Origin of the sequence: Klebsiella sp. C349492 (genome assembly GCF_042055345.1) — a bacterium.
In the GTDB taxonomy this organism is placed as follows: Bacteria; Pseudomonadota; Gammaproteobacteria; order Enterobacterales; family Enterobacteriaceae; genus Klebsiella; species Klebsiella scottii.
This window is the reverse complement of record NZ_JANQCE010000001.1, coordinates 37,966-51,785: the sequence shown is the minus strand read 5'-3', so window position 1 is coordinate 51,785 and position 13,820 is coordinate 37,966. Positions and strand designations below refer to the sequence as shown.

Annotated in this window: 12 protein-coding genes; 2 read left to right on the top strand and 10 right to left on the bottom strand. The window is 58.0% G+C overall.

What is annotated here, in order from left to right:
- Positions 1 to 111: 111 nt before the first annotated feature.
- Positions 112 to 501, bottom strand: coding sequence for a RidA family protein (locus NWP14_RS00255; protein ID WP_095101239.1), 390 nt, complete (start codon positions 499 to 501; stop codon positions 112 to 114).
- Positions 502 to 642: 141 nt separating this feature from the next.
- On the opposite strand from NWP14_RS00255, the gene NWP14_RS00250 reads away from it, so the two are divergent.
- Complete coding sequence (locus NWP14_RS00250) at positions 643 to 1,563, top strand: LysR family transcriptional regulator (RefSeq protein WP_095101237.1); 921 nt, start codon at positions 643 to 645, stop codon at positions 1,561 to 1,563.
- A 127-nt stretch (positions 1,564 to 1,690) separates the two neighbouring features.
- Here NWP14_RS00250 and NWP14_RS00245 read toward each other — a convergent pair whose 3' ends face one another.
- The 7 genes from NWP14_RS00245 to NWP14_RS00215 all read right to left on the bottom strand — a co-directional run bounded on the left by NWP14_RS00245 (position 1,691) and on the right by NWP14_RS00215 (position 9,463).
- Entirely contained in the window at positions 1,691 to 2,443 is a 753-nt protein-coding gene (locus NWP14_RS00245; RefSeq protein WP_095101235.1) for an amino acid ABC transporter ATP-binding protein, read from the bottom strand.
- On the bottom strand, positions 2,443 to 3,507 hold the full coding sequence (locus NWP14_RS00240; RefSeq protein ID WP_346431132.1) for an amino acid ABC transporter permease: 1,065 nt from the start codon (positions 3,505 to 3,507) through the stop codon (positions 2,443 to 2,445). The genes NWP14_RS00245 and NWP14_RS00240 overlap by 1 nt, the downstream gene beginning before the upstream one ends.
- A gap of 9 nt (positions 3,508 to 3,516) precedes the next feature.
- Positions 3,517 to 4,740, bottom strand: a complete 1,224-nt coding sequence (locus NWP14_RS00235) for an ABC transporter permease subunit (RefSeq protein WP_346431131.1) — start codon at positions 4,738 to 4,740, stop codon at positions 3,517 to 3,519.
- Between the two features lie 56 nt (positions 4,741 to 4,796).
- Positions 4,797 to 5,846 carry an amino acid ABC transporter substrate-binding protein gene (locus tag NWP14_RS00230; protein ID WP_095101229.1) on the bottom strand — a complete coding sequence of 350 codons (1,050 nt, stop codon included), beginning with the start codon at positions 5,844 to 5,846 and terminating at the stop codon, positions 4,797 to 4,799.
- A 127-nt stretch (positions 5,847 to 5,973) separates the two neighbouring features.
- Positions 5,974 to 6,735 (bottom strand): sulfite exporter TauE/SafE family protein, encoded by a 762-nt coding sequence (locus tag NWP14_RS00225; RefSeq protein ID WP_268087220.1) that lies wholly within the window; start codon positions 6,733 to 6,735, stop codon positions 5,974 to 5,976.
- Between the two features lie 11 nt (positions 6,736 to 6,746).
- A complete protein-coding gene (locus NWP14_RS00220; RefSeq protein ID WP_375214549.1) occupies positions 6,747 to 8,069 on the bottom strand; it encodes an MmgE/PrpD family protein in 1,323 nt (440 codons plus the stop codon).
- Positions 8,069 to 9,463, bottom strand: coding sequence for an MmgE/PrpD family protein (locus tag NWP14_RS00215; RefSeq protein WP_375214548.1), 1,395 nt, complete (start codon positions 9,461 to 9,463; stop codon positions 8,069 to 8,071). Before NWP14_RS00215 ends, NWP14_RS00220 begins: the two co-directional genes overlap by 1 nt.
- A 254-nt stretch (positions 9,464 to 9,717) precedes the next feature.
- Between NWP14_RS00215 and NWP14_RS00210 the strand changes: the two genes are divergently transcribed.
- On the top strand, positions 9,718 to 10,371 hold the full coding sequence (locus NWP14_RS00210; protein WP_095101221.1) for a GntR family transcriptional regulator: 654 nt from the start codon (positions 9,718 to 9,720) through the stop codon (positions 10,369 to 10,371).
- Between the two features lie 29 nt (positions 10,372 to 10,400).
- Here NWP14_RS00210 and NWP14_RS00205 read toward each other — a convergent pair whose 3' ends face one another.
- Together NWP14_RS00205 and NWP14_RS00200 are read right to left on the bottom strand one after the other, a co-directional pair.
- A complete protein-coding gene (locus NWP14_RS00205; RefSeq protein WP_375214547.1) occupies positions 10,401 to 12,716 on the bottom strand; it encodes a molybdopterin-dependent oxidoreductase in 2,316 nt (771 codons plus the stop codon).
- A gap of 42 nt (positions 12,717 to 12,758) precedes the next feature.
- On the bottom strand, positions 12,759 to 13,811 hold the full coding sequence (locus NWP14_RS00200; protein WP_268087215.1) for a porin: 1,053 nt from the start codon (positions 13,809 to 13,811) through the stop codon (positions 12,759 to 12,761).
- Positions 13,812 to 13,820: the final 9 nt, after the last annotated feature.

Here is a 13,820-nt window from a genome sequence, read left to right as displayed (position 1 = left end):
TCACTGCCGCATTCCCCGCGGTGGGTTTTCGTCGATGCTGCCAGGCCGTAATGGCCACAGTCCGCGCAGGCTGCCCTGCTGAATTTTCGACTGTCCGAAGATCCGTAACGCTTACGGCAGCCTGGCAATCACTTTAATCTCAAACTGGAATCCGTAAAGCCACGTCACGCCGATCCCGGTCAACGTGGGGTAAGGCGCTTCCCCCCAATATTCTGGCAGGACGCTCCAGATAGCGTCGAGGTTCGACTCGGGATCGACGACGAAGAGGGTGACGTCAACCACGTCACCGAATGTGCAGCCCGCAGCCGCGAGAACAGCATTCAGATTATCGAATGCCAGCCTGACCTGCGCTTTTAGATCCGGTTCAGGCGAACCATCCTCGCGGCTACCCACCTGCCCCGAAACGAACAGGAAACCGTTGGATTTGATGGCCGGTGAATAGCGATTGCGCTCATAGAGCGCCTGCCGACCGAAGGGAAAAACTGCTTCGCGTGCTGTCATGTTTGTACCTTTGCAAGGGGGCGGAATCTGCCCGGTGAACATAAAGACACTTTACACGCGCTGGATCGGCTGGATAAACAAGCGACTTTGTCCATCATTGTTTGTAAAATCCAAACAATCGCTGAAAAGAGAGGATAAGGAATGGATCGTTTCGATGCGATGCGCGCCTTTGCTCGCGTGGTGGAGGCCGGTAGCTTCACAAAGGCCGCCCAAACGCTGCATATGAGCAAAACCACGGTGACGCAACTCATTCAGCAGCTGGAAGCGCGCCTGCGCGTCAGGTTGCTCCATCGCACCACCCGCAGGCTCGGCGTCACTCCCGATGGCGCGGTCTACTACGAACGCGTCATCCGCCTGCTGGCGGACATGGAAGATGCTGAAAACAGCCTGTCCAGTGCGGCGATTACGCCCAGGGGACGGCTACGGGTGGATGTGCCCAGTCCGCTGGCCCGCCTCCTCCTGGTGCCGGCGCTACCGGCTTTCCACGCACGCTACCCTGATATCCAGTTCGACATGGGCGTGAGCGACCGGGTGGTGGATCTGATCGGCGACAACGTGGATTGCGTCCTGCGCGGTGGCGAAATCAATGACCAGTCCCTGATTGCACGCCATGTCGGCGATTTGCCAATCGGCGTGTACGTCGCGCCGAGCTATGTGGAACGCCTTGGCGCCCCTGCGCACCCGCGAGAGCTGGAAAACACCGACCATCGTATCGTGGGTTTTTTGTCTTCGCGCACCGGTAAGATTGATCCTCTGGTGCTGCGCAGTGAGAGTGAACATATTGAAATCACGGGCCGCTATGTACTTGCCGTGGATGATGGCAATGCTTACCTCGAAGCCGGGTTAGCCGGGTTAGGAGTGATTGCGCTGCCAATCTATATGGCGGCAGCACATCAGGCTGTAGGCGCTTTAATTCCGTTATTTACACAATGGCGTATCAGTCCAATGCCCCTGCACCTGGCGTTTCCGCCGAACCGCCATGTCAACGCCAAACTGCGAGTTTTTATTGATTGGATCATTGAATTGATGCAGCAGCATGCCCCGAATTCCAACCATAAGTAGCCACATGCAGGCTCCCTGAATCGCTCCTGCACCGGTATCAGTCGCTATACTACCGACCGGTTAAACCGAAAGTCCCACTCATGTTGGCAGGCAGACTTGCCAACATGAGTTAACGCGCACCGTTACGTTAATGGCTCAATATTTGCTCCAGAAATTGCCGGGTGCGTGGATGTTCCGGCTGGCTGAAGAAGCGTTCCGGCGGCGCGGATTCAACAATCTGCCCGTCAGCCATCAGGATCACGTTGTCCGCCACCGTGCGCGCAAAACCCATCTCATGGGTAACGACAATCATGGTCATTCCGCCCTCCGCCAAATCCAGCATCACATCCAGCACCTCTTTAATCATCTCAGGATCGAGCGCCGAGGTGGGCTCATCAAACAGCATAATTTCCGGCTGCATGCACAGCGCGCGGGCAATCGCTACGCGCTGCTGCTGGCCGCCAGACAGCTGCAGCGGGAATTTATGCGCCTGATTGCCAATATGCACTTTCTCCAGATAGTACATCGCCAGCTCCGTCGCCTGCTTCTGGTTCATCTTGCGCACCAGCCGTGGGCCGATGGTGAGGTTGTCCAGCACGCTAAGATGCGGGAACAAATTGAACTGCTGAAACAGCATACCGATGCTCAAACGAATGCGGTTGATATTGCGCACGTTGTCATTCATTTCGATGCCGTTCACCAGGATCTGCCCCTGCTGATGCTCTTCCAGGCGGTTAATGCAACGGATTAACGTGGATTTTCCCGAACCTGAGGGGCCGCAGATCACCACTCGCTCCCCTTTCGCCACGTTCAGGGATACGTTGTCCAGCACCTGAAATTTTCCGTACCATTTGCTGACGGCGTTCATTTCGATAATCGGGTTTGGTAATGCGACGGACATCAGGCGACTCCTTCTGAGTGGTGGCTGGCATCAATGCGTTTTTCTACCCAGATGGCGTAGCGGGAAAGCATAAAGCCGAACAAAATATAAATGGCCGAGATAAAGACGTAGGTTTCGATGTAGTAGCGCCGCCACAACGGGTCCTGCATCACCGCACTGGTGGCGGTAAGGACGTCAAACAGGCCGATAATAATCACGAATGAGGTATTTTTCATCGCGGCGATAATATGGTTGGTTACCGCCGGCAGACAGATGCGCAGCGCCTGCGGCAGAATAATTTTCGTCGTAGTGTGCCAGTAGCCGAGGTTCAGCACGGTCGCCGCTTCATACTGCCCACGCGGTACGGATTGCAGGCCGCCGCGGATGACTTCCGCCTGATAGCAGGCGAAAAACAGCGCGATGCCGACGATAATCCGCAGCAGCTTGTTGATCTCCATATTGGTAGGCAAAAACAGCGGAAACACGTTCACCGCGACAAACAGAATGGTGATCAGCGGCACGCCGCGCAATCCTTCAATAAAGATCACCGACAGCCCGCGCAAAAACGGCAGCGGCGAACGTCGTCCCAGAGCCAGCGCTACCGAGACGGGCATGCCGATAACCACCGTGCCGGAAAACAGCAGCAGCGTCAGCGGTAGCCCGCCCCAGTCGGCAGACTGAACGGGCGGCAGGCCAAACGCGCCGCCGCTCATCAGGCAGGACATTGCCGCCAGCGCGACGCCCCACAGCGGCCACAGAAACCGCGAGTGCCAGCACGCGGGCGACAGCGACAATCCCACGCTGACGAACCAAATCAGCATGCACAGCGCCGGACGCCACTGCTGTTCATAAGGATACAGCCCGAACAGAATCGGCCGGTATTTTTCGCCGATCACCGCCCAACACGCGCCCGCCGCCGCGCGGCACTGCTCCACGCCGCCGGTAAATACCGCATCCGTCACGCCCCAGCGCAGCAGCTTGCCGCCAACCATGAAAATCAGGGCCAGAAGCGCCAGGGTGAGCGCAGTCTGAGCGACGTTGCTGAACAGATTACGCCGTAGCCAGTAAATAGCCGAATGTTGCATTGCCACTCCTTAGCGCTCTTTAATGGCGACGTAGCGGTTAAAGATATTCATCAGCAGCGAGGTTGTGCTGCTGATAATCAAATACACCACCATCATAATGGCGATAGCTTCCAGCGCCTGTCCGGTCTGATTCATTAAGGTATTACTGATATTCGCCAGTTCCGGATAGCCCACCACCACGGCAATGGAGCTGTTTTTCGCCAGGCTGACGTACTGGCTGGCCAGCGGCGGCACCATCACCCGCATCGCCTGCGGAATAATGACGTGCCGAATCACATGCCAGGGCGATAGCGACAGCGAACGCGCCGCCTCAAGCTGCCCTTTCGGCACCGACTGGATCCCGGCGCGGACGATTTCCGCAATAAAAGCGGAGGAATAAAGCGCAATTCCCAGCAGCAAGGCGGTGAATTCCGGACTGATGGTAAAGCCGCCGCGAAAGTTAAAGCCCCGCAGTTCCGGGCGGTCAATAGCATGGGGGGCGCCGCCCAACCACCAGGCCAGCAGCGGCAAACCGATAATAAGCGCCACGCGCAGGCGGGCGACAGGTAGCAGGCGTCCTTGCTGCTCGCGTAGCCGTCGCGCCAGCGTCGACAGGACGATATTTAACGCCAGCGCCGCCAGCAGAGCCCAAAACGTCCACAGCCAGCCGGGGTGCGCCTGCAAAACGGTAAAGGTCAGACCGCGGTTGGTCAGATAACCCGCCCCACCCAGTTCGATCGCCGCGCGCGGCGAAGGCAGGTTGCGGATCACCACCGACCAGAAAATCACCTGTAAAATAACCGGCACGTTGCGCAGCAGCTCGACGTAGCCTTCCGCCAGCTTCACCAGCAGCCAGTTTTTCGAGACGCGTCCAAGACCGACGATGAATCCCAACAGGGTTGCCAGCACGATGCCGCAGGCGGTGACATACAGGGTGTTGAGTAAACCGACCAGCACTGCCCTGGCGTAGCTGTCGCGCGGGGTATAGTCGATTAGCGTTTCGCCGATGGCGAACTGGGCGCTTTGCTTCAGAAAGCCGAAGCCGGTGGTGATGCGCTGCGTTTGCAGGTTTTCCACCACGTTGTTGTAGAGCCATCCGCAAAAACCCACCAGCAGCGCGGCCAGCAGGATCTGGTAACACCAGGCGCGCGTGGTTTTGCTGCCGACGAGCGACGAAGGACGAAACGCGGCGTCCTGCGTCGGCGTGGCGGGAGATCTTGTGCAGGTGTTTGCTTGTTCTGGTTGTTTCATCATGTCAGGATCGGGCATACAAACCAAAAGAAAGGTCCCTGCTAACAGGGACATTCAGGTTAACGGATCGGTAAGCCATACAGGAGGCCGCCGTCGTTCCATAACTTATTCAGATCGCGATCGAGGGGTTCCGTGCTTTGCGGCCCAAAGTGGCGGTTATAAATATCGCCGTAGTTACCGACCTGCTTCACCACGTTATAAGCCCATTTGTTATCCAGCCCCAGCTTCTGACCAAAGTCGCCGCTCACGCCCAACAGAGCCTGAACATCCGGATCGGCAGATTTCAGCTGCTCGTCCACGTTGGCCTGGCTGGTCTTCAGCTCCTCGGCGTTGAAAGTGGCATAAACCACCCACTTAACAATATCAAACCACTGGTCGTCGCCTTTGCGCACCGCCATTGCCAGCGGCTCCTTCGAATAGATACCCGGCAGGATCGTATGGTCGTCCGGCTTTTCCGCGTCGAAGTTTTTCACCCCCGGCAGCGCAACCTTGTCGCGGGCGATCGCGTCGCAGCGCCCGGCCAGGTAGGCGGCAACGTACTCTTTGTTATTCTCAATAACGACCGGCGTATAGTGCAGATGACGGGAGGTGAAGATCTGCGCCACGTTTTGCTCCGTGCTGCTGCCGGGCGTGATGCAGACGGTCGCGCCGTCAAGGTCCTCGATCTTCTTTACACCGCTGTTGGCGCGCACCATAAAGCCGGTGCCGGTGTAAAAGTTAGGCGGCGCAAAATTCAGCCCCAGCGACACGTCGCGGGTCAGCGAGGCGGTGATATTGCGCGACAGCACATCCACTTCGCCGGACTGAATCGCCGGGAATCGCTGCGCCGTGGAGAGCGGCGTAAAGCGAACCTTTTTCGCGTCGCCAAAAACGGCCGCCGCCAGCGCGCGGCAAAAATCGACGTCCAGCCCGACCCAGTTGCCTTTATTGTCGATGGATGAGAAACCGTGGCGCGCAGGATGCACGCCGCAAATCAGCTCTCCGCGGGCTTTAATTTTCTTCAGCGTTTCGCCGCTGCTGGCGGACGCGTCTGCGCCATACGCCGGGAGGACGAAGCTCCCGGACGCGATCAGCAGAATTGCCGCCACCGTTTTGATACTTTTGCGCATAATCGCCCCTTTTCCCGGTTAATTTTTTATATTTACTAATATTTGCTATCAACTTGTCTGACTATGTTCAGCGCATCCCCCAGCCCCTGGCAAAGAACGAATATGCCGGAACAAATGAGAAAATGGTCTAACTCAGCCATCCCTGCACGCCCTGCCATATCAGCTGTGCGCTCAACAGCAGCATCGTTAGCCTGAACACCACGCGAAACAATTTTTCCGGCAGATTATCGAGCAGCCGCGAGCCCAGCCAGGTACCCAGCGCCCCGCTGACGATCATCGCCGTCAGCACCGGCAGCCATGCGGCCCAGGCAAACCCCATCAGGCCGAAGGCCAGAATCTTAAGCCCGTGCTGAAGCACCATGCAGGTCGCATGCGTGGCGATAAGCGGCTGCCGTTTCAGCCCCTGAGAGCTGATAAGCCCGGCGACCATCGGGCCGGTCGCGCCAACAATCATCGTCCCCAGGCTGCTGATCCCGCCGCCGATGACGAAAAATAGCTTATTGAGCGGCTTCGCCTCGCCACGCTTGTGAAAAACCGTCCACAGGATGAACGCCGCTAACGCGATACGCGCCACGCCGTCCGGAATCGCGGCCGCCAGCGGCGCGCCGAGAGCGATGCCGACGGCACTGCCCAGCAAAAACCACAGCACCAGCGGCCAGACGACGTAAATACGCTGAATGAGCGTACGGCTGAGATTCGATCCCAGCTGCACCATCCCGTGGACCGGCATCAGACTGGCTACCGGCATCCCCAGCCCCATCACGGCCAGCAGGGCCGTGCCGCCGCCCAGCCCCATCGCGGCCGTCAGCGCCGAGGTAAGAAAGCTGCAAAACACCATAACGCCGGCAAACAGCGGCGAAATATCGGCGGGGATTAAGTGTAATGTCATGGCCGTCCCGCTCAGCGATAGTCGTCTTGCAGCAGGCGCGCATAGAGCCCCCGCGCATCGTCAGGAGACAATACCCGGCCAGCGCAATCGAGGAATTTTTGCGCCAGCAAGCCTTCCGGCAGTGGGTTCGCCGGGCTGGAGCCCCGAGCCCCCGCGATATGCTGATGAAACTGTCGTCCGTCGGTGGCGGTCAGCGTCACGTACGCGCTGTGGGTCGTCGGCTCGTCATGGCAGCTCAGCGTCACCTTGCGCAATAATTCCTGGGTTGCCGGATCGGCAAAACGCGTGTTTTCAATAAAATCGTCCAGCGTCAGGGTGCCGGCGACAAAGGCACGCGCCACGCAATAATGCAGGCTGAATTTCCCCGCCAGCGGATTTTCCGGCTGCGGAATATTAATATGTGGGAAACGGATCGGATGGACCTGCACCTCAATACGCTCCACCTGCTCCGGGTTGAGTCCCGTTTGCTCGCGCAGCGCCAGCACGCCGTCAACCGGCGACAAGATCGCGTAGCAGCAGGAAAAATATTTAAAGTTGTTGCTCTTCTCGGTATCAAGAATGTACGGCGTACCGTCCCAGGGTTCGGTCAGCGCGGACGGGTCAACATTGTCGCTGCCGTTGAAGACGTTGAAATAGCCGTGATGGTGCTCAAACGCCGTCTGTCCGGCGCTGAAGTCTTCCCGCGCCAGCAGCGCCGCCATGACCGCGCTGCGCGCCGCCTGCCCCACCACCAGCGCCTTGGTCTGGCTGCCAAAGTTGGATTTAATGCCGGAAGATAATGACGCGCAAATTGATAGCGCCGTCGCGGTTTGTTCTTCCGTTAACGCCAGCAGTACGGCGCAGGCGGCAACACCGGCAAAAATCCCCACGGTCGTCGTCGGATGCCAGCCGTGCCGGTACTGGAACGGGCTGACCGCTTTGCCCATCCGCACGGCGGTTTCATACCCGCAAAGATAAGCGCGCACGATCGCCTCGCCGTTAAGCTCATATTCATCCGCCAGTGCCAGCACGGCGGGCAGCACGGCGACAGAAATATGCCCATGTAGCCAGGAGTTGGAATCATCAAAATCCAGCAAATGGGACGACGCGCCGTTCAGCAGCGCGGCATCCAGCGCGTTAAGGCGCAAAGCGGTGCCAAAAACGCGGCTTTTACCGGTTGCCGCAGAAGGCGCAATCACATGGCGAAGTTTCTCCGCCCCGTCCTGTACGCCGCCTGCCAGCGTTACGCCGAGCGTATCAATAATGGCGGTTCGCGCCTGCTCCTGCGCCGCCGGTGAAAACGTCTGGCGCGAGAAACGCAGCAGGTTTGCGGCCATTTGTCTGGCAATGGTCATTAATAGGTATCCTTACTAAAGTCGGCGTTGTCGCCTGCCAGCAGCGCGGTAATCTGCGCCAGCGAGCCGGGGCGTTCAAAATGCGCGGCGGCCAGGTAGAGCGCACTGCTGCGCTCTGCGCCTAGCGCCGGAATCGCCAGAGAGTCGAATTTGGCGCGCAGCTCCTCATCGGTTAACGGGTTTTGCGCGTGGCCGCGATACACCTCGGTCGCAGCGTGCAGTTTCTCGCCGTCCTCCAGCCAGACGTCAATAAACGCCGAACTGGCGGACTGCCCCTCAACGGCCTGCACGTTCATTAGCGGCAGCAGCGCGCGGGCGGCGGGATCGGCCACCGTTTGCGGCGTAAAATCCGTATCGGTAAGCGCGTACCCGCTGAGCGCCAGCGCAATGCAGTGCGGAATGCTGAATTTGCTCTCCAGCGGCGTTTGCGGATTGAGGATCCCCGCGTTCACCATTCCCATTGGATGCACCTTTGCCTCAATGCGGGCGATCTTCCGGCCTTTAAGCTGGGGGTAAAGCTGGCGGGCGGTCTCGATGGAGGCATGCGTTCCACGGCAGCTGGCATACAGCTTGTAGCCATTGGTCAGCAGTTCCCAACTTTCGCCGAAATCGAGCGGCGGGATCTCCGCGCTGCCGTCCTGAATAAAGTTTTTTACCCAGCCGTCGGCTTCATAGAAATGGTGCGCGCCGACAAAACCTTCGGACGCCAGCTGCGCGGCAAGAATACCGTCCATTGCCGCCTTACCCGCATGGAAAGGCTTGCCGTGGGTACCGGAGGATTTTTGCAGGCCGCCCATCATGGTCGCCGCCGCGCCGAGCGCGTTTTGTATTTGTTCTCCGTTAAGCCCAAGAATTGAAGAGGCTACCGCCGTCGCCCCGACTCGCCCGACGATCGAGGTCGGATGAAAGCCGCGACGCTGCAGATTGCGTCCGACGCCTGGCACCCAGCCGCCGCCCAGTTTCGCCATCACTTCAAATCCGGCGATAAACGCCTTCAGCACGCGTTCCTCGCTGACCGGATGCGCCTGCGCCATTGCCAGCGCCGTCGACCAGCACGGGCCGCCCGGATGGCCCGCCCCGGCGGGATGGGTATCGTCGTAATCCGCCGCGTGCGCCATAGTGGCGTTAATCAGCGCCGCCAGCCCCGGCGTAGTCGTTCCGCCAAGCAGAATGCGCGCCTCGCCTGCCGCGTTCCAGACGCTTGCGACCTGCCGCACCGCCCGCACCGCGTCATCGTTCACCGCCCCGAGCGCTACGCCGAGGTAATCAATCAGCGCGCGTTTCGCTTCATGCAGAACCGGGTCCGGGATGCGAATTTCATGTGCGTGATGAATAAAATGGCTGAGTTGCGCCCCTCGCTGATATGGGACAGATACGACGTCTGATATCGTCATGATGGGTTTCCCTGATGCTGGTAACTAAAATAAATCATATAAAACAATACAATGCTTAATTGAATTCATTTGTATACAATAAATCATGGCGTAAACATATCAGCGACGGAGCGAAGGTCAAAAGATGTTTTTTAGCTATGCTAATAACAAAATGAGCGATAAAACATTATTTACTGTGGCAATATGACGCTATCATCAATTGCACTCGACCCCAGCAGCCTTACCTGCAAACTGGAAAATATCCCCTAAAAATTATGAACTTAAAACCTGGCGAGCGTGATGTGACATTGTCACCTTTTGAGATACTGATTACCGCGATTGAACGCGGTGAACTTCTCCCCGGAGAACGATTACAGGAAACGCGGTTGGCAGCGCAGTTTGGTCTGAGCAGAACGCCTATACGTGAGGCGTTACACCGGCTGGAAACGCTCGGCCTGGCGGAACCGGGCCCCAAACGCGGGCTGATTGTCGCGAATATCAGCTACGATCGTCTGCGTCAGCTTTTTGCCGTCCGTGAAGGGCTGGAAAAAATCGCGATACAGCTGGCGGTGACCGCCGCGTCCGATGAAGAAATCGCGCTCCTGCAAAGGATGGTCGACGCTGAAAAAACGATGACCGACAGTAAAACGCTGCACGATCATAACCGCCTGTTTCATCGTCAAATTTATCGATCCACTCATAATCCTTATCTTAATGAAATGCTTGATAACCTGCGTATCCATCTCTCTCTGTTGCGCGGCACGACCTACGCATTGTCCGATCGGGCGGAAGAAGCGAAATGCGAGCATCAGGCAATGGTGGACGCCCTCGCCCGCCGCGACGCCGACGCGGCGCAGGAGGCCGCCTGCCTGCATATCCGCAACGGCTACCGCGCACGCCTGGCCATCATCAGCCAGCTGGATAATTAAAACACGCCCGCAATTTCGCGGGCGGCGCATTATACCTCCGGCGGCGGCTTGATGGCTGCCGTCAGCCGCGGCGGAATAAACGCCTTTACCGGCGGCAGAACGCCCTCATATTTGACCATCTCTACCGGGGCTATCTGCCCGGTACACCCCTGCGCCAGCGATGAAGTGCCTGCGTCGAGGGTGACGACGTTGGGGTTACCGTGGACGCAAAAAGGCGCGTCAGCCAGCGGCTCCAGCGGATCGAACCATGCGCCGGTCGGCACCTGGATCACGCCGGGCATGATGTCTTCCGTCACCTTCGCGCAGGCCAGCAGCGCTCCTCTCTGATTAAAAATCTTCACGATATCGCCCGTACGTATCGCCCTTTTCAGCGCATCCCGCGGATGGATCTGGCATATTTCCCGCTCTTTTTGCTTGTGCCGCGCGCTCCACTGTCCAAAATCAAGCTGGCTGTGCAGGCGCGTGGCCGGCTGATTCGCAATAAGCCAGAGAGAGTGCTGCCGATCGGGCTGCTGAGTCGGCGGCAGCCACGCCGGATGTCCCGGACAATCCGCATAGCCGAAACGCGCGATGGTGCGGGAAAAGAGTTCTATTTTCCCGCTGGGCGTCGCTAGCGGGGCGTTGTCCGGGTCGGCTCGAAAGCCCCGCATCAGCCGATCGCCGTCCTGAATCTGCGGCAACAGCAGCGTTCCTGCCTGCCAGAAGGCGTCGAAATCGGGTACGCGAATAGCGTGCTCGCCCAGTTTTGCCTGCATCTGGCCGTAAAGATGGCGCAGCCATTGCTGGCTGCTGCGACCTTCGGTAAAGGCGCGTTCCGCGCCAAACCGTCGCGCCAGCGCCGCAAAAATCGTATAGTCGTCCCACGCCTCGCCCTGCGGCGCTCTCACTTTCTGCATCGCCACCAGCAGAGGATCGGTCGGCGTGCCGCCGATGTCATCACGCTCAAGGGTCATCGTGGCAGGCAGAACAATATCGGCATGACGCGCCGTGGCCGTCCAGAACGGTTCATGAACGATAAGCGTATCCAGCCGGCTGAAGGCGCGACGCAGCCTGCCGAGATCCTGATGGTGATGGAACGGGTTGCCGCCTGCCCACCATGCCAGCTTAATCGCCGGATAGGTCAGCCGCTGGCCGTTAAAATCATAGCGATCGCCGGGATTAAGCAGCATATCGGCAATTCTGGCCACCGGAATAAAGGTATTAACCTGATTCACCCCCTGCGGGAACGCCGGGAAAGCAACCACGTTATGATGCTTGCCGTAATGCCCAATCGCCCCCAGCGCATAGGCGTAGCCGCCGCCGGGTAATCCGGGCTGGCCTAATACCGCCGCCAGCGCCAGCCCCAGCCATACCGGCTGCTCGCCGTGTTCCGCGCGCTGTAATGAGTGTGAGACCGTTACCAGCACCCGCTTACCGACAAGTTCGCGGGCCAGCGAGGCAATCTTGTCTTCCGGGGTCCGGCAAATCGCCGCCGCCCAGCGCGGCGTTTTCGCCTGGCCGTCGGTATTGCCCAGCACGTAGGCTTCAAATTGCCGCCAGCCCTCGCAGTAACGACTGAGAAACGCCCGGTCGGCACTCCCGGTGACGACAATTTCGTGGATCAGCGCCAGCATCAGCGCCGCATCGCTGCCGGGGACGACCGACCGCCATTCGGCGCGGGCCTCTGGCGGCATATCCGTTCGCAGAGGACTGAAATTGATAAACCTGGCCCCTCTTGCGGCGGCCTGACGCATAAACTCCCGCTCGGTATGGCGGCTGATGCCGCCGCTGGCCACCTGCGAATTTTTCAGCGCCATGCCGCCAAAAGAGAGAATGATATCCGTATGCGCGGCGATATCATCCCAGCTGACGCCGCGGCGGGCCACCTCATTTAATTCGCCGATAATATGGGGCAGGATCACCGCCGCCGCCCCGGAACTGTAGCTATTGACCGAACGAACGTAGCCGCCGATGGTGGTATTCAGAAAGCGATGCACCTGGCTCTGGGCGTGGTGAAAGCGCCCGGCGCTTGACCAGCCGTAAGATCCGCCAAAAACCGCTTCTGGCCCGTACTGGCGATTGACCCGCGCCAGTTCATCGGCGGCGAGATCGAGGACCTGCTCCCATTCCATCTCAATATACTCATCCGCGCCCCGGCGATCGTCAGGGCCCGGGCCGTTCTCCAGCCAGCCGCGTCGGACGGCCGGCTTAACAATTCGCGTCGGGTGGTCGGCAGAACCGGTAAAATTACCTAATAGCGGACTGGGGTCAGGATCGTCATCCCAGGCTTTCACTTTGAGCCCTTGACTCTCCTCAGAGACGCGAAAAACGCCCCAGTGCGAGCTATGCATTTTTTCATTGTTCATGCCGCCACCCTTTGATTAACGCCTGCGTTATGTCATCTGATATCAGAACTGGTACGTTAGCCCAATGCCAAATTTGTCATCGCTATTGACGCCCAGCGGATTATTATCATCCAGGAGGTTAATTTTATAATCGGCATAGGCCAGGATATTTTTATTAATGAAGTATGAGATAGCGACATCAACATATTTTATGATGTTCGTTTCACCTACCCCTTCAATATCTTCCCCGCGCGACTGGAAATATCCCACAAAAGGTTTTACACCGGAGGAAAACAGATATGAGGCAACGGCCTCAAAGCTGTTGGCTTCGTTGGCATAACCGGATGAGCTGATTTTATTCAGGTTATGGCTGTTGGAATAGAGCGCAGCCAGATATAAATGGTTGTCGTCATATTTAATCCCGGTAGCCCAAATCTCGGCGCGGTTGCCCTCCCCCCACTTCAGCTGCTGCTGAGCCGAAGTTCTTTTTGACGTGCTGTACGTACCAAGAACGGTAAGATTATCGACCAGTTCATAGCTCAGCGAGAAACCGTATCCATCGCCGTTAGTAGCCGTAGCCGACCGCTCTGAGTTGCGCCCCTGATACTGTGCCGACACGTTCAGTCCGTCAACGGCGCCGAACAGATCGCTGTTACGCCAGGTCAGCAAACCGGTCGAGCGGCCGGTCATAAAGTTATCCGCAGTGCTGTAGGTCAGCTCGTCGAAGATCGGCGCTTTATCGGTGATCGACGCCACATCATAAGTCACCCCCCAGTTGCGTCCATAGTCGATGGAGCCGAAGCGGTTAAACTTCAGGCCAGCAAAGGCCAGACGCGTTTTATTGCCGTCCTGGGCATCGCTGCCTTCGGAGTTATTGGCCTGAAAATTATATTCCCACTGACCAAATCCGGTCAGGCTATCGTTAATTTGAGTCTGGCCTTTAAATCCCAGCCTGACATAAGACGCGTCACCATCAACGCTGCTGCTATCGCTGAAATAATGTCTCGCACGGATGCTGCCATACAGATCCAGCTTATTTTGATCCTTATTAAAAATTTCCGCCGCATGGGTCGATGAGGCGCTGACAAATAATGCCATAAGAATTATTTTTTTCATTAACTTCCC